We start from the raw sequence: 23,457 nt of genomic DNA, 5'->3' as shown, positions 1-23,457 counted from the left end.
CTATGGCGGAGAAGGTTGCTTGCACCAGCGGAACCTTCACCCACACACTGGAACACTGCGCGGAGGAGAAGCAGATGGTTACGGACGTAGAGGCGGCGACGCCCGCGCTTTGCCGTCTCCAGTTGGGGAGCGAGTTACGTCAACTACGCCTGACGGCGGGGCTTAAGGGCGCGCAGGTGGTGAAGCGGCTGATTTGGAGCCCGTCGAAGCTCACCCGCCTTGAGACGGGGGAGAATTCGGCGGTCGACACCGCTGACGTGATGGCCCTCTGTGAGATCTACGGAGCGGATCCGGAGACGCGGGCGCGGTTGCAGGGGTACGCGGCCGTCACGCGGACGAAGAAGGACTGGTGGCTCAGCCCTGAGTACCGGCCGGTCATTCGGCCGGGGTTCAAGGCGTACCTCGACCTTGAGGCGACGGCTTCATCGGCTCAGACGTACCAGTCGGAGTTTGTCCCCGGCCTGTTGCAGACCGAGGCATACGTTCACGCGCTCTACCAGCCGAACCCGGGGCTGTCGGCCGAGGGTATCGATCGACTGGTAGCTATTCGGACCACGCGACAAGAGGTTCTCAGCCGTCCGAAGTCGCCGTTGAAGTTCACGGCGATCATCAACGAGTCGGTGCTGCGCCGGCAGGTGGGGGAGCCGTCGGTTATGCGTGACCAACTCGCCCACATCGTCGCGGTGATGGAGGCTCGGCCAAATGTGCGGGTGCAGGTCGTACCGTTCCGTGCCGGCGTTCACGCTGGCATGAGCGGATCGTTCTTCGTTCTGCAGTTCCCGGAGAGAACCGCACTGAAGCCCATGGTCTACATGGAGAACCTGACGGATGCGGTGGTCAAGCGCAGTGACAGTGACGTCGAGCGTTACACGGATGCATTCTCCGAGTTGCAAGCCCTTGCTCCGGGACCCCAGGAGTCCCTGAGCATGATCAAGGAAGCGAGCAAGGAGCATTGATACAGATGACCACCAAGGCAGAAACCCTGAGCGGCGCCGACTGGTTCAAGTCGAGCTATAGCGACAATCAGGGCGGCGAGTGCGTTGAGGGTGCCCGCCTTGCGGACGGTTCGATGGCTGTCCGTGATTCCAAGGATCCCCACGGACCCGCCCTGCTCTTCCCCGCCAGTGCCTGGCGCGCCTTCACGAAGGAGCACGGAGACCGATGACCACCAAGGCTGACGCCCTCGACGCCGCCCACTGGTTCAAGTCCAGCTACAGCGACAACCAGGGCGGCGCATGCGTCGAGGGCGCCCGCCTTGCGGACGGCTCGTTGGCTGTCCGTGATTCCAAGGACCCGCAGGGTCCCGCCCTGCTCTTCCCTGCTGAGGCGTGGCGGAAGGCCGTCGACGGCGCCGACTGGTTCAAGTCGAGCTACAGCAACGACCAGGGCGGCGCGTGCGTCGAGGGCGCCCGCCTTGGGGACGGCTCCATGGCCGTCCGTGACTCCAAGGACCCCCACGGTCCCGCCCTGATCTTCGCCCCCAACGTCTGGCGCGCGTTCATTTCGGGTCCCGGTCAGATGTGAAGTTCAGGCGGGAAGCCTGTCCAGCGCAGTTCTGTCGGCAGGTGCCGCATGTCGTTGGTGACGAGCACGGAGGTCGGCCTGCCGGGTGCGTATCGGATGACCGTCAGTGCCGCGTTGCCGTGGTTGAGGGCCATCCAGCGCCACTTGGGGGCGTCGAGGGCGGCTCGGACCAGCCAGCCGATGAGGAAGTTGTGGGTGACGACGAGTTCATGGCGGGGGCGGTCTCCGGCGACCGGGCCGGTGAACTCCGCCAGTGCTTCCTGGGCCAGCGCCGTCCCACGGTCGCGCTCCTCTTCCGGTACCTGAGCGAGGAAGCTGAGCAGGGCGTCGGCTGAATCCGGCGGCAGCTCCTCCTTCGTGGGCACGTACGGGACGTAGTCGCCGGCCGGCTCCGCTTCGTGCAGGGGGACGGTGTCGAGCTGTGCGCCGATCAGCCGGGCCGTCTGCCGCGCCCGAGGCAGCGGTCCGTGGTGGATCGCGGAAAGCGGGGTGCTGCGGAGCCGTTCACCGAGGAGAACGGCTTGGCGCCGACCGTTTTCCGTCAGGGTTGTCTCGTCTGCCGACGCCTCACCGTGCCGGGCGAGGTAGAGGTGTCGAGCGGCTGTTGCTGTCATGGTCCGGGCTCCGTCGTCATCCGTGATCTTGTACGTCAGGGATGGACGCTGAGCTGCCTGTGCACAGTTCCGACGCAGCCGTCCGCAGCCGTCCGCGGCCTCAAGTCCCGGTGTCGTCGCGCGTAGCGCGTAGGTGGCGGTCCAGGGCCATCGAGAGTTCCGCCTCCACCACGCTCTTCGCCAGCGGGCGGAGCTTGGCCGGGTCCGTGTCGCCCGCGTGGGCTTGCAGCGTCGTCGCGAAGAGCGACGCCAGCGCGTCGGCGTGGGCGCGGACCTGACGGCCCGCTTCCAGGACCGCGGCGAGGGGGACGCCCTCGCGGACCAGGGCCGCCGAGACGTCCAGGAGACGGCGGCTGATGTGGACCAGTTCGTCGCCGTCCGTGGCGAGGTAGCCGAGGTCCAGGGCCGTGGCCAGGTTCTCCGGGGTGACCTCGCCCTCGAAGTAGTCGGCCAGCTCCTCGGGGGAGAGGTGGACCGGGGTTTCCTCGGTCGGTTCGCCCAGGCCCAGCACCTCGCCCACGTCGCGTCCGCTTTCGAACGTGGAGGCGAGGTCGGCGATGCCGGTCAGGGTGTGGCCGCGTTCCAGCAGGGCCGCGATCGTGCGCAGTCTGGCCAGGTGGTGGTCGTTGTACCAGGCGATACGGCCTTCCTTGCGCGGGGGCGGGATCAGGTCCCGCTCGCGGTAGAAGCGCACGGTGCGGACGGTGATGCCGGCTGCCTCTGCCAGCTCCTCCATGCGGTATTCGCGTTCGCCTGCCACTTGGCAACCTTATGCCGTACCGCCGGTAACTTGTTTGGCACGCCCACTACCCATGGGTAGGAAGCTGCTCTAGTCTCCTGATAGTGCCAGTGATTACTGGCGCGGTTCGGGAGTGGGCTGCCCGGTGACGCCGGTGGCAGGAGTGCGGGAGGCGAAGCATTTTGAGTCAGCACGAGCACGTACGCGTGGCGGTGATCGGGTCCGGATTCGGCGGCCTCGGGGCGGCGGTCCGGCTTCGGCGCGAGGGGGTCACCGACTTCGTCGTCCTGGAGCGGGCGGACTCCGTCGGCGGGACCTGGCGTGACAACAGCTACCCCGGTTGCGCCTGTGACGTCCCCTCGCATCTCTACTCGTTCTCCTTCGCGCCCAACCCCGACTGGCCACGCACGTTTTCCGGCCAGCGCCACATCAGGGCGTATCTGGAGCGCGTCGCCGACACCTTCGGCCTTCGGCCGCATCTGCGGCTCAACCATGAGGTGACGCTGGCCCGGTGGGACGAGGACGAGCTGCGGTGGGAGCTGGAGACCGCGCACGGCGCGACGTTCACCGCCGATGTCGTCGTCTCCGCCGGCGGGCCGCTGTCCGATCCCAAGATCCCGGCGATCCCGGGCCTGGAGACCTTCCCCGGCAAGGTCTTCCACTCCGCCCGCTGGGACCACGACTACGACCTGCGCGGCAAGCGTGTCGCCGTCATCGGTACGGGGGCCTCCGCGATCCAGGTCGTGCCGGCGATCCAGCCGGAGGTGGCGAAGCTGACGCTCTTCCAGCGCACGCCGCCGTGGGTGATGCCCCGCGCCGACCGGGCCATCTCGGCGGCCGAGCGCTGGCTGCACCGCAAGGTGCCCGTCACCGGCGCCGTGCGGCGGCAGTTGCTCTGGGGCATCAGGGAGCTCCAGGTGCAGGCGTTCACGAAGCGGCCCAACGAGCTGGGGGTCGTGGAGTCCATCGCGAAGGCCAACATGGCGAAGGCGATCAAGGACCCGGCACTACGGGCCAAGTTGACACCCTCGTACCGGATCGGGTGCAAGCGCATCCTGCTCTCCAGCGCCTACTACCCCGCGCTCGCGCAGCCCAATGTCGATGTGGTCGCCGCCGGTCTTACCGAGGTGCGCGGCTCCACGCTGGTCGGCGCCGACGGTACGGAGACGGAGGTCGACGCGATCGTCTTCGGCACCGGATTCCATGTGACGGACATGCCGATCGCCCAGCGCGTGGTGGGTGTGGGCGGCACGACACTGGCCGAGGCGTGGAAGGGCGGGATGGAGGCGCTGCGCGGGGCGACGGCGGCCGGGTTCCCCAACTGGATGACGGTCATCGGGCCCAACACCGGCCTCGGCAACTCCTCGATGATCCTGATGATCGAGTCCCAGCTGAACTATCTGGCGGACTACCTCAAGGCGCTGGACGCGCTCGCCGCGCCCGGTGAGCGGGTGGCGCTCGACCCGAAGCCGGCCGCCGTCGGCGCCTGGAACGACCGGGTGCAGGAGCGCATGAAGCGCACGGTGTGGAACACCGGGGGCTGCACGAGTTGGTATCTCGACGCCAACGGCCGCAACACCACCATCTGGCCCGGCACCACGACGGAGTTCCGCAAGGCGACCCGTGAGGTGCGGCTCGTCGAGTACGACGTGCTGCGGCCGGACCGGGCCCGCGCCGCGGAGACCGTGAAGGAGGCGGCGCTGTGACCACACAGCTCGTCAGGCCCGCCCATCGCGACCAAGTGGTCGTGTCCGCGGACGGGTCGAAGATCCAGGTGGAGGTCTACGGGGCGGACGACTGGCCCGCAGTCGTCCTCTCGCACGGCTGGACCTGCTCGATCCGCTTCTGGGCCGCGCAGATCACCGACCTCGCCGTCGACCACCGCGTGATCGTCTACGACCAGCGCGGCCACGGCCGTACGCCACCGCCCGCCGACGGCGGCTTCGGCTACAGCACGGACGCCCTCGCTGACGATCTGGAGGCCGTGCTGAGCGCCACCCTCAAGGACGGGGAGAAGGCCGTCGTCGCCGGGCACTCGATGGGCGGGATGACGATCATGGCGGCGGCCCGCAGACCGGCCTTCCGCAAGCATGTGGCGGCGGCGCTGCTGTGCAGCACGGGCTGCTCGCTGCTGGTCACCGAATCGCTGATCGTGCCGCTGCGGTCAGGCCGCATGCGGACCTGGTTCACCCGCAAGCTCCTCGGTTCGCCCGCCCCGCTCGGACCCGTCACGGCGCTCTCGAAGCGGATCCTGCGGTACGGGACGATGGGCCCCGGCGCGACCGCCGAGCAGATCGCGGAGTGCGCCCGGATCGTGCACGCCTGTCCGCGCCCCGCCAGGGTCGCCTGGTCGCGGGTCCTCGACGAACTCGATCTCGAAGCGGACGTACGGGAGTTGACCGTGCCCACCGCGATCATCGTCGGCTCGGCCGACCGGCTCACCCCGCCCGTCCACGCACGGACGATCGAGGCCGGGCTGCCGCGCAGCGCCGGGCTCACCGAAGTCCCGGGGATGGGCCACATGTCACCGGTCGAGGAGCCCGACCTCGTCACCGCGCGCATCCGCGAACTGGTCGGCGCGCATCTGACCACCAAGGAGGACGCCGTATGAGTGGGAACCGGCCACGTGGACTCGACGGGCAGGTCGCCGTCGTCACCGGCGCCGCGCGCGGAGTCGGGGAGCTGCTCGCCCGCAAGCTCTCCGCCCGTGGCGCGACGGTCGCGCTCGTCGGCCTGGAGCCGGACGAGCTGAAGCAGGTCGCCGGCAGGCTGCACGGCGAGAGCGAGTACTGGCACGCCGACGTCACCGACCACCGCGCGATGGCGGAGGTGGCGCGTGAGGTCAAGGAGCGCTTCGGCAAGGTCGACATCGTCGTGGCCAACGCGGGGGTCGCAAGCGGCGGTCCCTTCATCGACTCCGACCCCGACGCGTGGCGGCGGGTCATCGAGGTCAACCTCATCGGCGGTACGGTCACGGCCCGCGCCTTCCTGCCCGCACTGACCGAGAGCCGCGGCTACTTCCTGCAGATTGCCTCGCTCGCCGCGATCACGCCGGCGCCGATGATGACCGCGTACTGCGCGTCCAAGTCCGGCGTCGAGGCGTTCGCGCACAGCCTGCGCTCCGAGGTCGGCTACCTGGGGGTGCGGGTCGGCGTCGGCTATCTGTCCTGGACCGACACGGACATGGTGCGCGGCGCCGACCAGGACGACGTGATGCGGGAGCTGCGGCAGCGGCTGCCGTGGCCGTCGAACCGCACGTACCCGCTGGGCCCGGCCGTCGACCGGATCGTCGCGGGGATCGAGCGGCGCTCCGCCCATGTGTACGCGCAGTGGTGGCTGCGCGGGATGCAGTCCGTGCGGGGCTATTTGCCGGGCGTGATCGCCACGGTGGGTCAGCGCGAGATGCGCCGGTTCGCACCGCGCCTCGCGGGGGTGCCGAAGGGTCTGGTGGGCGCGGGTGGAGCGGCGGACGAGCGCCGCCGCGCGGAGAACGCCACGGGGTCGCCCCACTGACGGCCCCGTCGGTGTCGCCGTCCGGCGTTGTCGCCGTCCGGCGGGGGTTGCGGGCTTTGGCTGCGCCGGGTTGTGCGTGTGCCGGTGTCCGGGTCCTGCGGAGGGGGGTGTCCGGACTGCTTGTCGCATGAGCTCCTTCGCTTTACGTCCGGACACCCCCCTCCTCCGGCCCCGGCCCCCTCCCGTCCGGTGGGTCCCACCCAGCCGCCCGCGTCAGCGCGGGCAAGCGGTGCCCTGCGGGCCGGGGGTACGTCCCTGGCGTGAACGCCCGGCCGCCGGCCCTTGGTGGTCGCGGGGCAGCCGATTCGTGGCAGCCGGGCTGAAGGGGGTTGTGCAGGGGTGGTGTCCGGAGCGTAGAGCGTGATTTGTGGCGCATCTCGGCGGTGGCTCCGCGTCTCGGGAGTACGCGCCGTAAATCATGCAGCGCAGGACGCCTCCCCGGAACGGCCCCCGGCGACAACCGCAACCAAGACCGCCAACCGACACCGCGCCGGACGGCGACACCGCGCCGGACGGCGACACCGCGCCGGACGGCGACACCGCGCCGGACGGCGTCACCGTGGCGGTAGCGCCGGGCGGCTGCGGTCCGGGACCGCGCCGTAGCCCGGCGGTGTCGCCGCCGGGTGCGCCGCCAGCAGGTCCAGCGCCGCCCACACCGCGTCGTCCAGCTGCGCGTGGCGGCCCTCCGCCCAGTCCAGGGGGGTGCGCAGCGCCTCGATGTCCGGTTCGACGCCGTGGTTCTCGACGGACCAGCCGTACGCGTCGAACCACGCGGCGTTCATCGGGACCGTGATGACCGTCCCGTCGACCAGCTCGTGCCTGCCGGTCATGCCGACCACCCCGCCCCAGGTGCGCTGGCCGACCACGGGTCCCAGCTTCAGCAGCCGGAACGCCGCCGTGATCATGTCGCCGTCCGACGACGTGGCCTCGTCGGCGATGGCGACGACCGGGCCGCGCGGCGCGTTCGAGGCGTACGAGACGGGCTGCGCGTCGCGTGTGAGGTCCCAGCCGAGGATGCGGCGGGTCAGCTTCTCGATGACCAGCTCGCTGACGTTGCCGCCCGCGTTGCCCCGTACGTCCACGATCAGCGCCGGGCGGGACACCTCAAGGCGCAGGTCCCGGTTGAACTGCGCCCACCCTGAGCCGTGCAGATCGGGGATGTGCAGATAGCCGCAGCGGCCCCCGCTGATCTCCCGTACCACCTCGCGCCGTTTGGCCACCCAGTCCTGGTAGCGCAGCGGGCGCTCGTCGATGAGCGGCACGACGGCGACCCTGCGCGAGTGCGCGGCGTCGGAGCTGTCGTCCAGCGGGCTCGGTTCGGCCTTCTTGAAGGTGAGTTCGACGGTGGTGCCGCCGGCGGCCGTCAGCAGCGGGTACGGTCCGGCGACCGGGTCGACGGGCCGCCCGTCGACATGGGTGAGGACCGCGCCCTCCCTGATGCCCGTCCCGGCCAGCGGTGAACGGGCCTTGGAGTCCGACGAGTCGCCCGGCAGGATCCGCTGCACGACCCAAGCGCCGTCCCTGCACACCAGGTTGGCGCCGAGCAGCCCGATCGGCCGCTGGTAGTGGCGCGGCCCCTCGTTGCGCCGGGACGGGGACACGTACGCGTGCGAGGTGCCCAGCTCGCCGACCACCTCGCGCAGCAGGTCCGCGAACTCGTCGGGGGACGCGACCCGTTCGACCAGGGGGCGGTACTGGTCGAGCACCGCGTCCCAGTCGACGCCGCACATCTGCGGCTCCCAGAAGTAGGCGCGGATGATCCGGCCGGCTTCCTCGTACGCCTGGCGCCACTCCGCCTCGGGGTCGACCTCGTGGTGGATCCTGCGCAGGTCGAGATGGACGGTCGAGTCGCTGTCACCCAGCTCCGTCGCGGGGACCGCGCGCAGCTCGTCGTCGTCCATGACCACCAGACGCGTACCGTCGCCGCTGGGCGTGAACCAGTCGAGATGCGCGACGAGTTCGCTCTTGCGGGCCTTCGCGATGTCGAAGTGCTCCAGGGTCGGCCGGCCCGAGGTGTCGGCGGGGTTGGCGAACGTCTCGCCGAGCGCGCCCGAGATCGGCCAGCGCAACCAGACCAGACCGCCGCCGCTGACCGGGTACAGCGCCGAGTACTTGGAAGCGGCGACGGGGAACGGGGTGACCCGGCTCGCCAGGCCCTCGACCTCCACGATGACCGTGCCGTCACCGGAGTCGGCCTCGCCCACCGCGGGATCGAGCCCGCCGGCCGCCGGCCTGCCGTCGGGGGAGAGCGCGAACGGCGAGGGGGTCGCGGACGACAGCGGTACGAGATAGGGGCGGCTGCCCAGCGGGAACGACAGGTCGCCGGTGTGCACGTCGTACACCGGGTCGAAGCCGCGCCAGGACAGGAAGGCCAGATAGCGGCCGTCGCTGGTGAAGACCGGGTTCTCGTCCTCGAAGCGGCCGTCGGTGACGTCCACGACGGTACGGGCGAAACTGCCGCTGATCTTCGCCATCTTGATCTGCCGCAGCGAGCGGCCCACGCCCGGATGCGCCCAGGTCAGCCAGTCGCCGTCGGGCGAGAACGCCAGATCGGTGACCGGGCCGTTGATGGACCTGATCAGCTCGGTCACCTCGCCCGGCGCGGACTCGGGGGTGACCTCCGACGGCTCGCCCGCGTCAGCCGTCTCCCCGCTCTGCGCGGCATCGTCGTCCGTGACATCCACCAGCAGCAGCCGACCGTCGTTCGAGGCGACCGCGATCCGCTCGCCGTCCGGGTCGGCCACCATCTCGTGCACCCGCCCGAGCTGCCCGGACGCCAGCCTGCGCGGCGGCCGGTCGCCGCTCGCGCGCGGCAGGTACGCGATCTCGATCGCGTCGGCGCCGTCCGCGTCCGTCACGTAGGCGACCTGGCCGCCGCTGCCGAGCATCACCGGGAAGCGGACCCGTACGCCTGGGGTGTCCGTGATGGTCCGGGCCGGGCCGTCGCGGTGCGTGAGCCAGTACAGGCTGCCCCGTACGACGACGGCGCTGGCCCGGCCCGTCGTGTCCACCGACAGCCCGTCGACGTGCTGCGAGGCGGGGACCTGATAGCCGCGCCGCCCCGCGCGCTGCCCGCCGAGCCGTACCGCCAGCTTGCGCGGCTGCGAGTCCGGCGTCAGCGCGTCGACCAGCCACAGCTCGCCCGCGCACTGGTAGACGACGCGGCGCCCGTCGGACGAGGCATGCCGGGCGTAGAACGTGTCGTGGTCGGTGTGGCGGCGCAGGTCGGTGCCGTCCGGCAGGCAGGAGTACAGATTGCCGACGCCCTCGTGGTCGGAGAGGAAGGCGATCCGGCCGCCCACGAACATCGGGCACTCCAGATGGCCGCCGATGTCGGCGAGCAGCCGCTCGCCGTGCAGCCACAGCCGGCCCGTCGCCCCGCCCCGGTACCGCTTCCAGGCGGCCGGCTCGTGCGGCGGCTTTCCGGTGAGCAGGAGCGTCTTGCGCTCCCCGTCGACGTCGGCCACGGCGATGTCGGAGACCGGGCCCCACGGGAGCTTGCCGCCGGGGGAGCCGTCGGTGGGGACGCTGTAGGCCCAGGAGTAGTACGAGAACGGCTGGCCGTGCGAGGAGACGGCGAGGATCTGCGCCGTACCGTCCTCCCGGTCCGACGGCGTCCAGCCGCAGACCCGGGTGTCGGTCGAGCCCCAGTAGCCGATCCGGCGCGGCGGACCGCCGTCCACGGGGGCCAGATGGATCTCCGGGTCCAGGCTGCGCCAGGTCGTGTACGCGATCTGGCTGCCGTCGGGCGAGAACCGCGGGTGGCCGATTCTCGTGCGGTCGACGGTCACCCGCCAGGCGCGCCCCGGCCGCTGCCCCTCAGGGACGAGCGGGGCGACCCACAGATCGTCCTCGGCGGCGAAGCACAGCAAGTCGTCGTGCAGATGCGGGAAACGGAGATACGCGACGTCGTCACTCACCCCCCAATGCTTTCGGGGTGCGGGGGCGGCGGCAACTCGTGGTCCGGACTCTTACAGGTCCTGTACTTACACGTCACGTACTTATACGGGGCTGACGGTTGTGGCGGACTCCACACACGAAACGGTGCCGTTCCTTATTCCGGAGGGCTATCGTCATATCAGCTGTACGAAACCGTTTCGTTCGGGACGGCCGGAAGCGGGGAAGGGGGTTGACCATGGCACGCAGCAGACTCACACCGGAGCGCGAGGCTGAGCTGTACGCGGCCGTGCTCGACCTGCTCCGCGACGTGGGCTACGACGGTCTGACCATGGACGCCGTCGCCGCCCGCACCCGGTCGAGCAAGGCCACCCTCTACCGCCAGTGGGGGAGCAAGCCCGAACTGGTCGCGCGAGCGCTGCGGCACGGCAAGCCCGTCGACGTGCACGACGTCGACACCGGCACGCTGCGCGGTGACTTCCACGCGATGGTGATCCGTACGGACGACTGTCAGATGGAACAGGACGCCGCGCTGATGCGGGGTCTTCTCCATGCCGTCCACGACAACCCAGAACTCCACCAGGCGCTGCGCGAACTGCTCGTCGAACCCGAGATGAACGGGATCAACGAGCTGGTGCAGCGCGCTGTGACCCGGGGCGAGGTGGCAGCGGACAACCCCGCGCTGCCGTACGTCCCGCACATGCTGGTCGGTGCTCTCATCGCCCGGCAGCTGATCGAGGACCGGTCGGTCGACCGGGCGTTCCTCGTCGACTACCTCGACGCCGTGGTGCTCCCCGCCCTCGTCGTCTGACCGCCTTGCCCCGCACCACCTGACACGTACCGCTCTCGTCGTCGGGCCGGCTCCCCATGCCCTGATCCCTCCATAGACCCGGGAGTGCGCCTCGTGGCCACGTTCCTCTACAAACTCGGACGGCTCGCCTTCCGGCGCCGCCGTTATGTCGCCCTGGTGTGGGTGGCGCTCCTGGCGGTCGCCGGGTTCGGCGCCGCCACCGCGTCCACCGCCACCTCCAGCTCCTTCTCGATCCCGGGGACGGAGGCGCAGAAGGCATTCGACCTGCTCGACCAGCGCTTCCCGGGGTCCAGCAGCGACGGAGCGACCGCCAGAGTCGTCTTCAAGGCGCCGACCGGCGAGAAGATGACCGACGCGCCGCAGAAGGCCGAGGTCAAGAAGATCTCCGACCGGCTCACCGCCGGCTCGGCGCAGGTCTCCTCGGTCAGCGACCCGTACACGCAGAACGCCGTGTCGAAGGACAAGACCACCGCGTACGTGGAGGTCGCCTACAAGGTCAGCTCGGCCGAGCTGACCGACGCGACCCGTGCCGCCCTCGAACACACCGGCGAACAGGCCCGTGCGGAGGGGCTGACCACCGAGATCGGCGGAGACGCGCTCCAGGTGGCACCGGAGACCGGCGCCACGGAGATCATCGGGGTCGCCGTCGCCGCGGTCGTCCTCGTCATCACCTTCGGCTCGCTGCTGGCGGCCGGACTGCCGCTGCTCACCGCGCTGATCGGGGTCGGCGTCGGTGTCTCCACCGTCACCGCGCTCGCGAACGTGCTCGACCTGGGCTCCACCACCTCCATCCTCGCCTCGATGATCGGGCTCGCCGTCGGTATCGACTACGCGCTGTTCATCGTCTCCCGGTACCGGGCCGAGCTGGCGGAGGGCAGAGAGCGGGAGGACGCGGCGGGCCGCGCCGTCGGCACGGCGGGCTCCGCCGTGGTCTTCGCCGGGCTGACCGTCGTCATCGCACTCGTCGGACTCGCCGTCGTCAACATCCCGATGCTCAGCAAGATGGGCTTCGCCGCCGCCGGCACCGTCGTGATCGCCGTCCTCATCGCGCTCACCCTGATCCCCGCGCTGCTCGGCTTCGCGGGCAAGCGGGTGCACGGCCGCAAGGGCCGTACGGCGCTGGAGGGCGCGCTGGCGAAGAAGCGCGAGGCGGACCGTACGGGCGTCGAGGAGGCCGAGAAGCGGCCCAACCTGGGCACCCGCTGGGCCAGGTTCGTGCTGCGCAAGCCCGTCACCGTCCTGATCGTGGGCGTCCTGGGCCTCGGCGCCATCGCCATTCCGGCGGCCTCGCTGGAGCTGGGCCTGCCCGACGACGGCTCGCAGCCCGTCAGCACCACCCAGCGCAAGGCGTACGACATGCTGTCGGACGGCTTCGGCCCCGGCTTCAACGGGCCGCTGGTGGTCGTGGTCGACGGCAAGGCCGACGACAACGCCAAGGCGGCGGCGACCGAGGTTTCCGACACCGTGAAGAAGCTGGACGGCGTCGCCGCCGTCACCCCGGCCCATCTGAACAAGGCGGGCGACACGGCGACGATCACCGTCGTGCCCAAGGACCGGCCGTCCTCGGTCGGCACGGAGAACCTGGTCCACTCGATCAGGGACGCGGGCGGCACCGTCAAGGCCGACAGCGGGGCCGATGTGCTGGTCACCGGTGCGACGGCCATGAACATCGACTTCTCGCAGAAGATGAACGACGCGCTGCTGCCGTATCTGGCGCTGGTCGTCGGTCTGGCGTTCCTGCTGCTGATGGTGGTCTTCCGGTCGATCCTCGTGCCGCTCAAGGCGGCGCTCGGCTTCCTGCTGTCGGTGGTGGCCGCGCTCGGCGCCGTCGTCGCCGTCTTCCAGTGGGGCTGGCTCGCGAGTCTGCTCGGGGTGGAACAGACCGGACCCGTCATGTCGATGATGCCGATCTTCATGGTGGGGGTGGTCTTCGGCCTGGCCATGGACTACGAGGTCTTCCTGGTCACCCGGATGCGGGAGGCCTACGTGCACGGTGAGGCGCCGGACCAGGCGATCGTCACCGGATTCCGGCACGGGGCGCGGGTCGTCACCGCCGCCGCTGTGATCATGACGGCGGTCTTCGCCGGGTTCATCGGCGCGGGGGACTCGATGATCAAGATGATCGGGTTCGGGCTCGCCGTCGCGGTCTTCTTCGACGCGTTCGTGGTCCGGATGGCGATCGTGCCCGCGGTGCTCAAGCTGCTCGGGAACCGGGCCTGGTGGCTGCCGCGCTGGCTGGACCGGATCCTGCCCAACGTGGACGTGGAGGGCGAACAGCTGCGCAAGCGGCTCGCCGATCCGGGCGGCGACGGCGGCCCGGACACGGACCGCGAGCTGGCCCGGGTCTGAGCCCCGCTCGGGCCTGAGCCCCCCTCGGGTCCGAGCCCCCTCGGGTCCGACCCGCTCACCCACCTGCTTCTCTGGGACCTCACCGGTCTCAGAGAAGCAGGTTTCCTATGTGCCGCTCGATCTCCAGCTCCTCCTGCTCCTGGCCGGCCGGGACCGCCGCGTACGAGGCCTGGAGGAAGCGCCGCAGCGGCGCCGTGTCGAACTGCACCACCGCCACCCCCTCCGGCGCGTGCAACTCCAGCACGGTCTGCACCCGGCCGCACGGCCACACCCGTACGTCGCCGTCGCCCGACGGCGCGCGCAGTCCGCCGCTGAGCAGGTCACGGGCGAACGTCCAGACCACCTCGTCGTCGTCCAGGGACACCTCGGGCGGGAAGACGACCCGCACGGCGAGCGGGTCGTCGCTGTCGTAGCGCAGGGTGACGGCGACGGTCTTGTGGTGCGGCGCGTCCGATATCAGTCGGGCGGTGACGGGCTGTTCGACGGCGGGTGACATCGACTGCTCCTCTGCGGGCCTGTGGGGGGCCTGTGCTGCCCTTAATAGTACAAACATCTCAATTCGACCACGAATGGCGCGGTACGGGCATTTCGGACCTGTCCCGCGGGTGAACGGTGGTGGGTGAACTGTTGTTCGCAGGCTAGTCGCTCTTGCGAATGAGTTGCAGGTAGGGATTACCATCAGATGGTTCTGACCCCGGGGGAAGCGGAGCGCCCTGATGCATGTGCCCGACGGATTCATCGACGTACCCGTGTCCGCCGCCACCGGCGTCATCGCGGCCGCCGCGGTCGCCGTCAGCCTGCGCGGCGCGCGCCGCGAGCTGAACGAGCGCACCGCGCCCCTGGCGGGCCTGGTCGCCGCCTTCATCTTCGCCGTCCAGATGCTCAACTTCCCGGTCGCCGCCGGGACCAGCGGACATCTGCTGGGCGGCGCGCTCGCCGCGATCCTCGTCGGCCCGTACACCGGTGTGCTGTGCGTCTCCGTCGTCCTGCTGATGCAGGGCATCCTCTTCGCCGACGGCGGTCTGACCGCGCTCGGCGTGAACATCACCGATATGGCGCTGACGACGACCGTCGTCTCGTACCTGGTCTTCCGCGCGCTGGTTCGCCTGCTGCCCCGGACCCGCAGGTCGGTGACGGTCTCCGCCTTCGTCGCCGCGCTGCTGTCCGTGCCGGCGGCGGCGCTCGTCTTCACCCTGATCTACGAGATCGGCGGGACGACCGACATCCCGATCGGTGACGTCCTGACGGCGATGGTCGGTGTGCACGTCCTCATCGGGATCGGCGAGGCCGCGATCACCGCGCTGACCGTCGGCGCCGTCATCGCCGTACGCCCCGACCTGGTGTACGGGGCGCGCGGGCTGTCCGCGCCGCTGAAGCTGCGGGTCGGCGGGCAGCTGGTCGACGCGGCGCCCGAGCAGCCGGCCCCCGCCGCCGTTCCGGCGGCCGCCCGCTCCACGCGCGGCGTCTGGGCGGCCGGCATCGTCGCCGCGCTGGTGCTGGCCGGGTTCGTCTCCTTCTACGCGTCGTCCAGCCCGGACGGCCTGGAGAAGGTCGCCGCTGACAAGGGCATCGACAAGAAGACCGAGGAGCACGCGTCCGCCGACTCCCCGCTCGCCGACTACGGCGTCAAGGACATCTCCGACGCCCGGATCTCCGGCGGCCTCGCCGGGGTGATCGGGGTCGGCGCCACCGTCGTCGTCGGCAGCGGCGTCTTCTGGGCGGTGCGCAGGCGCCGTGAGGGCACAGACTCCACCAACTCGACCGGCTCGGTCACGGCCGGCGGGAGCGCCTGATGGGCGCCGGACACGCGCACAAGCTCTACCGGCACGGCCACTCGCCGGTCCACGCGCTGCCGCCGCACTGCAAACTCGCCGCCGTCTTCTGCTTCGTCCTCGTCGTGGTCTCCACCCCGCGCGAGGCGGTCTGGGCGTTCGCGCTGTACGCGCTGCTGCTCGGCGCCGTCGCCTCCGCCGCCCGGATCCCGGCCGGGTTCCTGCTGCGCAGGCTGCTCATCGAGATCCCGTTCGTGGCCTTCGCGCTGCTCATGCCCTTCGTCGTCCCCGGCGAGCAAGTCCACGTCGCCGGGCTCTCGTTGAGCCAGCCGGGACTGTGGGACGCCTGGAACGTACTCGCCAAGGGCACGCTGGGCGTGGCCGCTTCGGTGATCCTGGCGTCCACGACCGAACTGCGCTCGCTGCTCCTCGGGTTGCAGCGGCTCAAGCTGCCGCCCATGCTCGTGCAGATCGCCTCCTTCATGATCCGCTACGGGGACGTGATCACCGACGAGATGCGCCGGATGTCCATCGCCCGCCGCTCACGCGGCTTCGAGGCGCGCGGGGTACGGCAGTGGGGCGTCCTCGCCAAGTCGGCGGGCGCCCTGTTCATCCGCTCCTACGAGCGCGGCGAGCGCGTCCATCTCGCCATGGTCAGCCGGGGCTACACCGGCACCATGCCCGTCATCGACGAAGTGACCGCGTCCCGCGCCCAGTGGGCGCACGCCGCCGCGCTCCCGGTGACGGCCGCCGCCGTCTGTCTGCTTGGCTGGACCCTGTGACCACCGCTCCGACCGGCCTCGACACGGCCGCCGCACCTGCGCCGCCCTCCCTCGACGTGCGCGGCCTCGCCTACGCGTACCCCGACGGCCACCAGGCCCTCTTCGGCGTCGACCTGACCATCGCGCGCGGCGAGCGCGTCGCCGTACTCGGCCCCAACGGCGCGGGCAAGACCACGCTCGTGCTGCATCTGAACGGCATCCTCACGGCCGGCGCCGGATCGGTGACCGTCGCAGGGCTGCCCGTCGGCAAGCAGCATCTCGCCGAGATCAGGCGGCGGGTGGGCATCGTCTTCCAGGACCCCGACGACCAGCTGTTCATGCCGACGGTCCGCGAGGACGTGGCGTTCGGCCCGGCCGCCGCCGGGCTGCGCGGCGAGGCGCTGGAGGTGCGGGTGGTGACGGCGCTCACCCAGGTCGGCATGGAGCAGTACGCCGACCGGCCGCCGCACCACCTGTCGTTCGGGCAGCGCCGCCGGGTCGCCGTCGCGACCGTCCTCGCGATGGAGCCCGAGATCCTCGTCCTGGACGAGCCGTCGTCTAACCTGGACCCGGCCTCCCGGCGCGAACTGGCCGACATCCTGCGGACCTTGGACGTCACGGTCCTGATGGTCACGCACGACCTGCCGTACGCCCTCGAACTCTGCCCGCGCGCCGTCATCCTCAGCGACGGCGTCATCGCCGCCGACGGGCCCACGCAGCGGCTGCTCGGCGACGCGGAACTGATGGGCGCGCACCGCCTTGAACTGCCTTTCGGATTCGACCCGCGTTCGGTCTCCCTCGGTGACGTAGCACCATAGAGGTACGGCGTCGCGACGACGCCGCGGATGGGCCGGGCAGGGCGGAACGAGCGGGAGTACGGGCGTGGACGTCCAGGGCACGGTGGAGGCCGGCTTCGAGCCGGTCAGGGATGCCTTCGTACGGAACTTCGAGCAACTCGGCGACCACGGCGCCGCTGTCGCCGTCTACCGCGACGGGCGCAAGGTCGTCGACCTGTGGGGCGGCACGCGCGACGTGGACGGCCCCGAGCCCTGGGCGCTGGACACCGCGCAGGTCGTACGGTCGGCGACGAAGGGCGTCGCGGCCGCCGTACCGCTGCTGCTGCACCAGCGCGGCCACATCGATCTGGACGCGCCCGTCGGCACGTACTGGCCGGAGTTCAAGGCCGCGGGCAAGGAGCGCGTGCTCGTCCGGCACCTGCTCTCGCACCGCGCCGGACTGCCCGTGCTCGACCGGCCGTTGACTCCGGCCGAGGCGGTCGACGGGGTGTCCGGCCCCAGGGCGCTGGCGGCGCAGCGGCCCGCGTGGGAGCCGGGCACCGACCACGGCTACCACGCGCACACCTACAGCTGGCTGATCGCCGAACTGGTCTCCCGGGTCACCGGGCGCAGTGTCGGCCGGTGGGTCGCCGAGGAGATCGCCCGGCCGCTCGGCCTCGACTTCTGGCTCGGACTGCCCGCCGACGAGGCACACCGGGTGGGCCGGATCGGCCCCGTACAGGAACCGCCCCCGGTGGGCGGCGCGCTGCGGCTGCGGGCCAAGCGCTCGGTCACCGCCGCGTACGACGACCCCGACTCGCTGACCCGGCGCGCCTTCGGCGTGATCGACCCGCTGCCCGACGAGAACGCGCCCGCGTACCGCGCGGCCGAACTCCCCGCGTCCGGCGGTATCGCGACGGCGCGCGCCCTGGCCCGCTGCTACGCGGCGATGATCGGACCGGTCGACGGACACCGGCTGTTCGCGCCCGCCACCGTCACCCTCGCCAGGACCGAGGAGTCGGCGGGACCCGACCGGGTCCTCGTCGTCGCCACCCGCTTCGGCCTCGGTTTCATGCTGCACGGGCCCGCAGCCCCGCTGCTCGGCCCGTCGTCCTTCGGGCACCCGGGGCGCGGCGGTTCGCTGGGCTTCGCCGACCCCGATTCCGGCATCGCGTTCGGCTATGTCACCAACGGCATGCGCAAGGGCGTCACGGCAGATCCGCGCGCACAGGCTCTGGTGCGGGCGGTGCGGTCGGCGGCATGATCGGCCGATGAGCGCAACGAGGCGGTTCGACGGATATGGCGTACTGATCACCGGAGCCGGCCAGGGCATCGGCGCGGCCACGGCCCGCCGGCTGGCCGACGAGGGCGCCCGGGTGCTGGTCACCGACCTGGACGCGGAGCGCGCCGAGAAGACGGCGGCGACCATCCCCGGCGCGCTGGGGCTCGGCTGCGACGTGGCGGACCGGGCGGCGGTCGAGGCGGCGGTGGCGTACGCGGTCGAGCAGTTCGGGGTGCTCGACGTGCTCGTGAACAACGCGTACTCGTGCGGGATGGACGCACCGCTCTTCGAGGACGAGCCGGACGAGGTCTGGCAGCGGGACATCGACATCACCCTGACCGGCGCCTACCGCTGCGCGCGTGCGGCGCTGCCGCATCTCGTGGCGTCGGGGCGCGGCGCGATCGTCTCGATCGGCTCGGTCAACGGCGAGCAGGACTTCGGCAACCACGCGTACAGCGCGGCCAAGGCGGGTCTGGCGAGCCTGACCCGTACGCTGGCCGGCCACGCGGCGGCGCGGGGCGTACGGGTCAATCTCGTGGCGCCCGGCACGATCGGCACGGACGCCTGGGCGGACCGCGGCGACGCGCTGGCGCTGGCGGTCCCGCACTACCCGATGGGCCGGGTGGGGAAGCCCGAGGACATCGCGGCTGCCGTGGCGTTCCTGGCGTCGTCGGACGCGTCATGGATCACGGGCGTGACGCTGCCGGTGGACGGCGGGATCCTGTCGGCGCACCTGGGGCTGCGCCGGGACCTGGCGGGCGGGGAGTAGGGCCTGCCCGGCCGATCTGATCAGCCGGGCTCGGTACCGACGTTTCAGCCGGGCTCGGTACCGACGACGATCCAGCCGGCGCCCGGCAGCCCCACCCCGTCAGCGCGCACCGAACCGCTGCCGGCGAGCTGCTGCCAGGCGCCGGACGGCAGCGACAGGTCGGCGGGCTCGTCGGCGAGGTTGAGCGCGACGGCGAGCGTCCGCGCTCCGTCGGCCGCTCCGTCGGCGGGGCCGTCGGTCACGGTGTACGCCAAGCTCGTGTTGCTCAGCTCGGTCACCGACGTACGCGCCCGCACCAGCCACGGATGGCGCCTGCGCAGCCCGATCAGCAGCTGGTGCAGCCGGTACACCGGCGCGCCGTACGGGGCGAGTTCGGCGGGGTCGTCGGGGAACGCGGGCCGTACGGCGTCGTCGCCGCCCGCGCGGTCCTCCTTGACGCCCTGGAACGCCTGCTCGTCGCCCGCGTAGACGGACGGCACACCGCCGAGCGTGAACAGCAGCACCAGCGCGTGCTCCAGATGGCGCGGATCGGTCAGCTTGCTGGCGATCCGGGTCACGTCGTGGTTGCCGAGGAAGGTCTGCGGCGCGAACGTCTCCAGCAGCGCGTTGTGCCGGTCGAGCGACCAGGAAAGCTCGTAGAAGTTCCGGTCGTTGAGCGAACTCCAGAGCGCCTTCCACAGCTCGTACTGGGTGACGGAGTCCAGCCCGCCGGCCTTCACGAAACCGGCGTAGTCGCCGTGGATGACCTCGCCGACCAGCCACGCCTCCGGGAACCTCGCCCGCACCCGGTCGGTCACCGTCCGCCAGAACGCCACCGGTACCTGGTACGCGGCGTCCAGCCGCCACCCGGCGATCCCGCGCTCCAGCCAGTACGTCATCGCCTCGGTGACGTAGTCGGCGACGGCGGGCTCGTCGTGGTTGAGCGCGACCAGCTGGTGATGGCCCTCGAAGGTGCGGTACTTCCCGTCGGGCTCCCGGTGGAACCAGGAAGCGTACGGCGAGGCGTCGCCGTGCGCGAGCACGTCCGCGAAGGCGGGGTGGCCGCGTCCGACGTGGTTGAACACCCCGTCGAGCAGCACCCGTACGCCCTGCGCCGACGCCTCGTCCACGAGCCGCCGCAGATCGTCCTCGGTGCCGAGCCTGCTGTCGACGCGCAGATGGTCGACGGTGTCGTAGCCGTGCGTCTCGGAAGCGAACACCGGCCCGAGGGCGAGTCCGTTGCAGCCGAGACCGCGCAGGTACTCCAGCCACCCGGACAGTCGCGCGAGCCGGGGGACGGCCGGTGCGGACGGCTCCAGCGCCTCGCTCTCGGCGCCGGTGAAGCCGAGGGGGTAGACGTGCCACCAGATGGCGTGTTCGGACCAGTGCATGGCGCTGCGCTCTCGTCGGGGGCGCGGGGCGGTTCCCCTGAATCCCGGTGGCCCCCAGTCTGGCCGCTTCCGCCGGGGCCCGCCCGCTCAACGCGCGGTGCGGAAGCTGATGTTCATCTGCCCGCCCGGGTTCAGCCGGCTGTCCTGGTTCCGCCGGCCGCCCTGGCTCAACTGCTGTGCAGCATCAGCCCGATGCCCACCACCATCAGCCCGGCGGCGGCGATGCGCGGGGCGCCGAAGCGTTCCTTGAAGAAGATCGCGCCTATCGCCGCGCCCACGATGATCGACGACTCGCGCAGGGCCGAGATCGGCGCCAGCGCCGCGCGCGTCTGGGCCCACAGGACCAGCCCGTACGCCACGAGCGACAGCACGGCGCCGAGCACCCCGAGGGCCGCGTGCGGGCGCAGTTGGGCCGGCAGGGCGCCGCGCCTGGTGTACAGCGCGTAGGCCGGGATCAGCACGCCCTCCAGGATCATCAGCCAGGCGATGTAGCCGAGCGATGTGCCGGAGTTGCGTACGCCGACACCGTCCACGACGGTGTACGACGCGATCGACAGGCCCGTCGCGACGGCGGCCAGCAGCGCCGGCCACTGCGGCTTGGTCTTCGCGCCCTTCATGCCCCACAGCGCGACGCCGAGGAGCCCGGCCGACGAGACCGCGACGCCCGCCGCCTGCCAGCCGTCCAGCGACTCACCGACGAAGACGGCGGCGAGCACGGTGACGGCCAGTGGCGCGGTGCCGCGCGCGATCGGGTACATCTGGCCGAAGTCGCCGAGGCTGAACGACCGCATCAGCAGCACCTGGTAGGCGACATGCAGCACCGCCGACCCGATCAGATACGGCCACGCCTCGGCGCGCGGTATCGGCGTGAAGAGCGCCAGCACCACCGAAATCAGCGCCGCCGCACCGGAGATGAGCGTGAAAGCGACCAACTGGTCCTTGATCGTGTGGGCGATGGCGTTCCACGAGGCGTGGGTGAGGGCCGCGACCAGGACGGCCGAGACGATCAGCGGGGTCACGCGGCGCGCTCGCGCACATCCACCACCGTGCCGCCGGCATGGGCGACGAGGGACGCGGGGTCGAGCGGGAACACGGTGTGCGGGGTGCCCGCCGCCGCCCACACCACGTCGTGGTCGAGCAGCCCCCGGTCGGCGAGGACCCGGGTCTTCGTACGGTGCCCGAAGGGCGGCACGCCGCCGATCGCGTAGCCGGTGGTCTCCCGGACCAGCTCGGCGCCGGCCCGCTTGACGGACGTGGCGCCCAACTCCTGCCGTACGCGCTCGACATCGACGCGCGAAGCGCCGTCCACCAGCACCAGTACCGGCTCGCCGTCCGCCGTGAAGATCAGCGACTTGACGATCTCGCCCAGCTCACAGCCGACGGCCGCGGCCGCTTCCACCGCCGTACGGGTCGCGTCGGGGAAGCGGCGGACCTGCGCACCCACCGCTTCGAGGCCGAGTTCACGCAGGGCTTCGGTGAAGCGGGGACTGGCGGCACTGTCAGAAAGGGTCATGGCCAGCACGCTAACGGCAGAGGGACGGTTGGTGCGACCAGCTTTCTGCCTGCCGCCTCCCCTGTCCGTTCTCTAGTCCGCCGCGAGCACCTTGGCGACGACCGGCCCCGCCGCGTCGGCGCCGTGTCCGCCGGCCTGGACCACGGCCGCAGCGGCGCAGTCCTCCTGGAACCCGACGAACCAACTGTTCGGGTTGTGCTGGCCGTCGACCTCGGCGGAGCCGGTCTTCGCGCCCTTGTAGCCGCTGAGCGAGGCCATCGCCTGTGCCCCCGTACCGCTCGTCGCTGTGACGTTCATCATGTCGCGCAGCCCCTGCGCCACCGAGCCCGGCAGCGAACGCGAGGCGTGGGCCAGGTCGCGGCCGTCCAGCGACTGCGGGACGACGACGGGCTGCCGGAACGTGCCGTTCTTGGCGGTGGCGGCGACGGACGCCATGTTGAGCACGTTCATCTGGACGGTGCCCTGGCCGATGTACTGCGCGGCGGCCTCACCGCCGGAGGCGAACGGCACACTGCCGTCGAAGGACGTCACGCCCGTCTTCCAGTTGTCCATGCCGAGCCCGAAGACCTCTTCGGCCTCCTTCTTCAACGCCCCTTCGTCCGTCCGGCCGTTGGTCTTCACGTCGTCGATCCACTTGATGAAGGACGTGTTGCAGGAGCGCGCGAACGCCTGCGTCAGCGTGCCGTTCGGGATCGAGAACCCGCCGTCGTTCTTGAACGTACGGCCCTCGTACATCACCGTCGGCGGGCACGGGGATGGACGGCCGGGCCCGGTCAGGCCCTTCTCCATCAGCATCGCGGCGGTGATGATCTTCATCGTGGAGCCGGGGGCCTGCTTGCCGAGCATGGCCGCGTTGAAGCCGTCCGTACGGTTGTTCGCGACGGCGAGTATGTCGCCCGTGCTCGGTCTGACGGCCGCGACCGACGCCTCGCCGAACTCCTTCACCGCGCGCTCGGCCGCGCCCTGCACGTTCGCGTCGAGCGTGGTGCGCAGCTTGCCCGCCTTGCCCTTGCTGAGGGTGAGCAGCGTCGTCCCCGGCACGCTGTCGCCGTCGCTCTGGATCTGCAGCTCGACACCGGACGTACCGCCCGCGTCGGCGCCGTACTTCTCCCGCAGCGCGTCCAGGATCGGCCCCAGCGAGGGGTACTTGGCCTTGGTCAGTTCCTTGCCGTTGCGGTCGACCGCCTTGATCGGCGGGGTCGGCGCCTCGCTGGTGACGAGATGGCTGGTCTTCGTCAGCTTCGGGTGGATGACGGTCGGCAGCCAGTCGACCAGCGGGCGTCCGGTGGTCAGCCCGCGCACCACGGTCAGCTTCGAGCTGTACGACCAGGGCTTGGTCTTCCCGCCGAGCGACACTGTCGCCCGCACCGTGAACGGCACGGTCGCACCGGTCGCCTTGCCCGGGGTGATCACGGCCTTGGTGACATGGGCCTGGGCGCGGTACCCGTCGAGCGCGGTCGCCGCGTCGGCCGGGTTGTTGGTCAGCTGCGCCACATCGGTCGGTTCCGAGCCGGCGGCCCAGCCCTTCAGGAAGTCCTTCGCCGTCTTGTCGACCTCGTCGGAACTGAGCGGTCCGCTCTTCACCTCGTTCTTCGACGACACGTTCGACGTGCCGCCGTCACCCCCGCCGCCGGTGATCCCGTCGAGCACGTTGTACGCGCCCCACCCGACCCCGCCGGCCACCACGATGAACGCCCCGCCGATGACGGCAGCCTTCGCCCCGCTTCGCATGAATGCGATCCCCCTCCCCAGGAGCCCCTTTGAACA

General features: G+C 71.1%; 21 protein-coding genes. 13 read left to right on the top strand and 8 right to left on the bottom strand.

Going from position 1 to position 23,457, the window contains the following annotated elements; translation table 11 throughout:
* The first annotated feature begins 74 nt into the window (after positions 1 to 74).
* Genes OHS57_RS15485 through OHS57_RS15475 form a run of 3 tightly spaced genes read left to right on the top strand, consistent with a single transcriptional unit; the run spans position 75 to position 1,524 of the window.
* Positions 75 to 956: a helix-turn-helix domain-containing protein gene (locus tag OHS57_RS15485; protein WP_328585074.1), complete on the top strand. Its 882-nt coding sequence runs from the start codon at positions 75 to 77 to the stop codon at positions 954 to 956.
* 5 nt (positions 957 to 961) lie between these two features.
* On the top strand, positions 962 to 1,165 hold the full coding sequence (locus OHS57_RS15480; protein ID WP_328582309.1) for a DUF397 domain-containing protein: 204 nt from the start codon (positions 962 to 964) through the stop codon (positions 1,163 to 1,165).
* The gene (locus tag OHS57_RS15475) at positions 1,162 to 1,524 is read left to right on the top strand and encodes a DUF397 domain-containing protein (RefSeq protein ID WP_328582308.1); all 363 of its coding nucleotides are present in this window, start codon (positions 1,162 to 1,164) and stop codon (positions 1,522 to 1,524) included. The genes OHS57_RS15480 and OHS57_RS15475 overlap by 4 nt, the downstream gene beginning before the upstream one ends.
* On the opposite strand, the gene OHS57_RS15470 is transcribed toward OHS57_RS15475, so the two are convergent.
* Both OHS57_RS15470 and OHS57_RS15465 read right to left on the bottom strand, forming a co-directional pair.
* Entirely contained in the window at positions 1,515 to 2,138 is a 624-nt protein-coding gene (locus OHS57_RS15470) for a histidine phosphatase family protein (RefSeq protein WP_041988834.1), read from the bottom strand. The genes OHS57_RS15475 and OHS57_RS15470 overlap by 10 nt on opposite strands.
* A 100-nt stretch (positions 2,139 to 2,238) precedes the next feature.
* The gene (locus OHS57_RS15465) at positions 2,239 to 2,874 is read right to left on the bottom strand and encodes a MerR family transcriptional regulator (RefSeq protein WP_041996061.1); all 636 of its coding nucleotides are present in this window, start codon (positions 2,872 to 2,874) and stop codon (positions 2,239 to 2,241) included.
* A 185-nt stretch (positions 2,875 to 3,059) separates the two neighbouring features.
* On the opposite strand from OHS57_RS15465, the gene OHS57_RS15460 reads away from it, so the two are divergent.
* From OHS57_RS15460 to OHS57_RS15450, 3 genes are read left to right on the top strand one after another with little or no spacing between them, the layout of a single operon-like run.
* Positions 3,060 to 4,583, top strand: a complete 1,524-nt coding sequence (locus OHS57_RS15460) for a flavin-containing monooxygenase (RefSeq protein WP_328582307.1) — start codon at positions 3,060 to 3,062, stop codon at positions 4,581 to 4,583.
* Positions 4,580 to 5,488: an alpha/beta fold hydrolase gene (locus OHS57_RS15455; protein ID WP_328582306.1), complete on the top strand. Its 909-nt coding sequence runs from the start codon at positions 4,580 to 4,582 to the stop codon at positions 5,486 to 5,488. Before OHS57_RS15460 ends, OHS57_RS15455 begins: the two co-directional genes overlap by 4 nt.
* On the top strand, positions 5,485 to 6,390 hold the full coding sequence (locus tag OHS57_RS15450) for an SDR family oxidoreductase (RefSeq protein WP_328582305.1): 906 nt from the start codon (positions 5,485 to 5,487) through the stop codon (positions 6,388 to 6,390). Before OHS57_RS15455 ends, OHS57_RS15450 begins: the two co-directional genes overlap by 4 nt.
* 554 nt (positions 6,391 to 6,944) lie before the next feature.
* Here OHS57_RS15450 and OHS57_RS15445 read toward each other — a convergent pair.
* The gene (locus OHS57_RS15445; RefSeq protein WP_328582304.1) at positions 6,945 to 10,310 is read right to left on the bottom strand and encodes a S41 family peptidase; all 3,366 of its coding nucleotides are present in this window, start codon (positions 10,308 to 10,310) and stop codon (positions 6,945 to 6,947) included.
* Positions 10,311 to 10,525: 215 nt separating this feature from the next.
* On the opposite strand from OHS57_RS15445, the gene OHS57_RS15440 reads away from it, so the two are divergent.
* Both OHS57_RS15440 and OHS57_RS15435 read left to right on the top strand, forming a co-directional pair.
* Positions 10,526 to 11,098 carry a TetR/AcrR family transcriptional regulator gene (locus tag OHS57_RS15440; protein WP_041988844.1) on the top strand — a complete coding sequence of 191 codons (573 nt, stop codon included), beginning with the start codon at positions 10,526 to 10,528 and terminating at the stop codon, positions 11,096 to 11,098.
* 93 nt (positions 11,099 to 11,191) lie between these two features.
* Complete coding sequence (locus OHS57_RS15435; RefSeq protein ID WP_328582303.1) at positions 11,192 to 13,447, top strand: MMPL family transporter; 2,256 nt, start codon at positions 11,192 to 11,194, stop codon at positions 13,445 to 13,447.
* An 88-nt stretch (positions 13,448 to 13,535) separates the two neighbouring features.
* Here OHS57_RS15435 and OHS57_RS15430 read toward each other — a convergent pair whose 3' ends face one another.
* A complete protein-coding gene (locus OHS57_RS15430) occupies positions 13,536 to 13,943 on the bottom strand; it encodes an SsgA family sporulation/cell division regulator (RefSeq protein ID WP_328582302.1) in 408 nt (135 codons plus the stop codon).
* A gap of 220 nt (positions 13,944 to 14,163) precedes the next feature.
* Here OHS57_RS15430 and OHS57_RS15425 point away from each other — a divergent pair, with 220 nt between their 5' ends.
* The 5 genes from OHS57_RS15425 (at position 14,164) to OHS57_RS15405 (ending at position 18,807) form a co-directional block, all read left to right on the top strand.
* Positions 14,164 to 15,240, top strand: a complete 1,077-nt coding sequence (locus tag OHS57_RS15425) for an energy-coupling factor ABC transporter permease (protein ID WP_328582301.1) — start codon at positions 14,164 to 14,166, stop codon at positions 15,238 to 15,240.
* Positions 15,240 to 16,001: a cobalt ECF transporter T component CbiQ gene (cbiQ, locus tag OHS57_RS15420; protein WP_041988850.1), complete on the top strand. Its 762-nt coding sequence runs from the start codon at positions 15,240 to 15,242 to the stop codon at positions 15,999 to 16,001. The genes OHS57_RS15425 and cbiQ overlap by 1 nt, the downstream gene beginning before the upstream one ends.
* Positions 15,989 to 16,798: an energy-coupling factor ABC transporter ATP-binding protein gene (locus OHS57_RS15415; RefSeq protein WP_328585073.1), complete on the top strand. Its 810-nt coding sequence runs from the start codon at positions 15,989 to 15,991 to the stop codon at positions 16,796 to 16,798. Before cbiQ ends, OHS57_RS15415 begins: the two co-directional genes overlap by 13 nt.
* 64 nt (positions 16,799 to 16,862) lie before the next feature.
* On the top strand, positions 16,863 to 18,020 hold the full coding sequence (locus OHS57_RS15410) for a serine hydrolase domain-containing protein (protein WP_041988851.1): 1,158 nt from the start codon (positions 16,863 to 16,865) through the stop codon (positions 18,018 to 18,020).
* A gap of 7 nt (positions 18,021 to 18,027) precedes the next feature.
* Positions 18,028 to 18,807 (top strand): SDR family NAD(P)-dependent oxidoreductase, encoded by a 780-nt coding sequence (locus OHS57_RS15405; RefSeq protein ID WP_041988853.1) that lies wholly within the window; start codon positions 18,028 to 18,030, stop codon positions 18,805 to 18,807.
* 44 nt (positions 18,808 to 18,851) lie between these two features.
* On the opposite strand, the gene OHS57_RS15400 is transcribed toward OHS57_RS15405, so the two are convergent.
* The 4 genes from OHS57_RS15400 to OHS57_RS15385 all read right to left on the bottom strand — a co-directional run bounded on the left by OHS57_RS15400 (position 18,852) and on the right by OHS57_RS15385 (position 23,421).
* On the bottom strand, positions 18,852 to 20,177 hold the full coding sequence (locus tag OHS57_RS15400) for an alpha-amylase family glycosyl hydrolase (RefSeq protein ID WP_328582300.1): 1,326 nt from the start codon (positions 20,175 to 20,177) through the stop codon (positions 18,852 to 18,854).
* Between the two features lie 167 nt (positions 20,178 to 20,344).
* Positions 20,345 to 21,196 carry a DMT family transporter gene (locus OHS57_RS15395; protein ID WP_041988857.1) on the bottom strand — a complete coding sequence of 284 codons (852 nt, stop codon included), beginning with the start codon at positions 21,194 to 21,196 and terminating at the stop codon, positions 20,345 to 20,347.
* Positions 21,193 to 21,690, bottom strand: a complete 498-nt coding sequence (locus OHS57_RS15390) for a YbaK/EbsC family protein (RefSeq protein ID WP_328582299.1) — start codon at positions 21,688 to 21,690, stop codon at positions 21,193 to 21,195. The genes OHS57_RS15395 and OHS57_RS15390 overlap by 4 nt, the downstream gene beginning before the upstream one ends.
* 72 nt (positions 21,691 to 21,762) lie before the next feature.
* Positions 21,763 to 23,421: a penicillin-binding transpeptidase domain-containing protein gene (locus OHS57_RS15385; RefSeq protein WP_328582298.1), complete on the bottom strand. Its 1,659-nt coding sequence runs from the start codon at positions 23,419 to 23,421 to the stop codon at positions 21,763 to 21,765.
* Positions 23,422 to 23,457 lie beyond the last annotated feature (36 nt).

It is taken from the genome of Streptomyces sp. NBC_00370 (genome assembly GCF_036084755.1).
Taxonomy (GTDB): Bacteria; Actinomycetota; Actinomycetes; order Streptomycetales; family Streptomycetaceae; genus Streptomyces.
Note: the sequence above shows the minus strand (reverse complement) of the source record. Positions and strands in the feature narration are given on the sequence as shown.

Bases quoted from the DNA above. Each gene is read 5' to 3' on its own strand.
- OHS57_RS15485 (WP_328585074.1), top strand. From the start codon at position 75: ATGGTTACGGACGTAGAGGCGGCGACGCCCGCGCTTTGCCGTCTCCAG.
- OHS57_RS15480 (WP_328582309.1), top strand. From the start codon at position 962: ATGACCACCAAGGCAGAAACCCTGAGCGGCGCCGACTGGTTCAAGTCG.
- OHS57_RS15475 (WP_328582308.1), top strand. From the start codon at position 1,162: ATGACCACCAAGGCTGACGCCCTCGACGCCGCCCACTGGTTCAAGTCC.
- OHS57_RS15470 (WP_041988834.1), bottom strand. From the start codon at position 2,138: ATGACAGCAACAGCCGCTCGACACCTCTACCTCGCCCGGCACGGTGAG.
- OHS57_RS15465 (WP_041996061.1), bottom strand. From the start codon at position 2,874: ATGGAGGAGCTGGCAGAGGCAGCCGGCATCACCGTCCGCACCGTGCGC.
- OHS57_RS15450 (WP_328582305.1), top strand. From the start codon at position 5,485: ATGAGTGGGAACCGGCCACGTGGACTCGACGGGCAGGTCGCCGTCGTC.
- OHS57_RS15440 (WP_041988844.1), top strand. From the start codon at position 10,526: ATGGCACGCAGCAGACTCACACCGGAGCGCGAGGCTGAGCTGTACGCG.
- OHS57_RS15430 (WP_328582302.1), bottom strand. From the start codon at position 13,943: ATGTCACCCGCCGTCGAACAGCCCGTCACCGCCCGACTGATATCGGAC.
- OHS57_RS15425 (WP_328582301.1), top strand. From the start codon at position 14,164: ATGCATGTGCCCGACGGATTCATCGACGTACCCGTGTCCGCCGCCACC.
- cbiQ (WP_041988850.1), top strand. From the start codon at position 15,240: ATGGGCGCCGGACACGCGCACAAGCTCTACCGGCACGGCCACTCGCCG.
- OHS57_RS15405 (WP_041988853.1), top strand. From the start codon at position 18,028: ATGAGCGCAACGAGGCGGTTCGACGGATATGGCGTACTGATCACCGGA.
- OHS57_RS15400 (WP_328582300.1), bottom strand. From the start codon at position 20,177: ATGCACTGGTCCGAACACGCCATCTGGTGGCACGTCTACCCCCTCGGC.
- OHS57_RS15390 (WP_328582299.1), bottom strand. From the start codon at position 21,690: ATGACCCTTTCTGACAGTGCCGCCAGTCCCCGCTTCACCGAAGCCCTG.
- OHS57_RS15385 (WP_328582298.1), bottom strand. From the start codon at position 23,421: ATGCGAAGCGGGGCGAAGGCTGCCGTCATCGGCGGGGCGTTCATCGTG.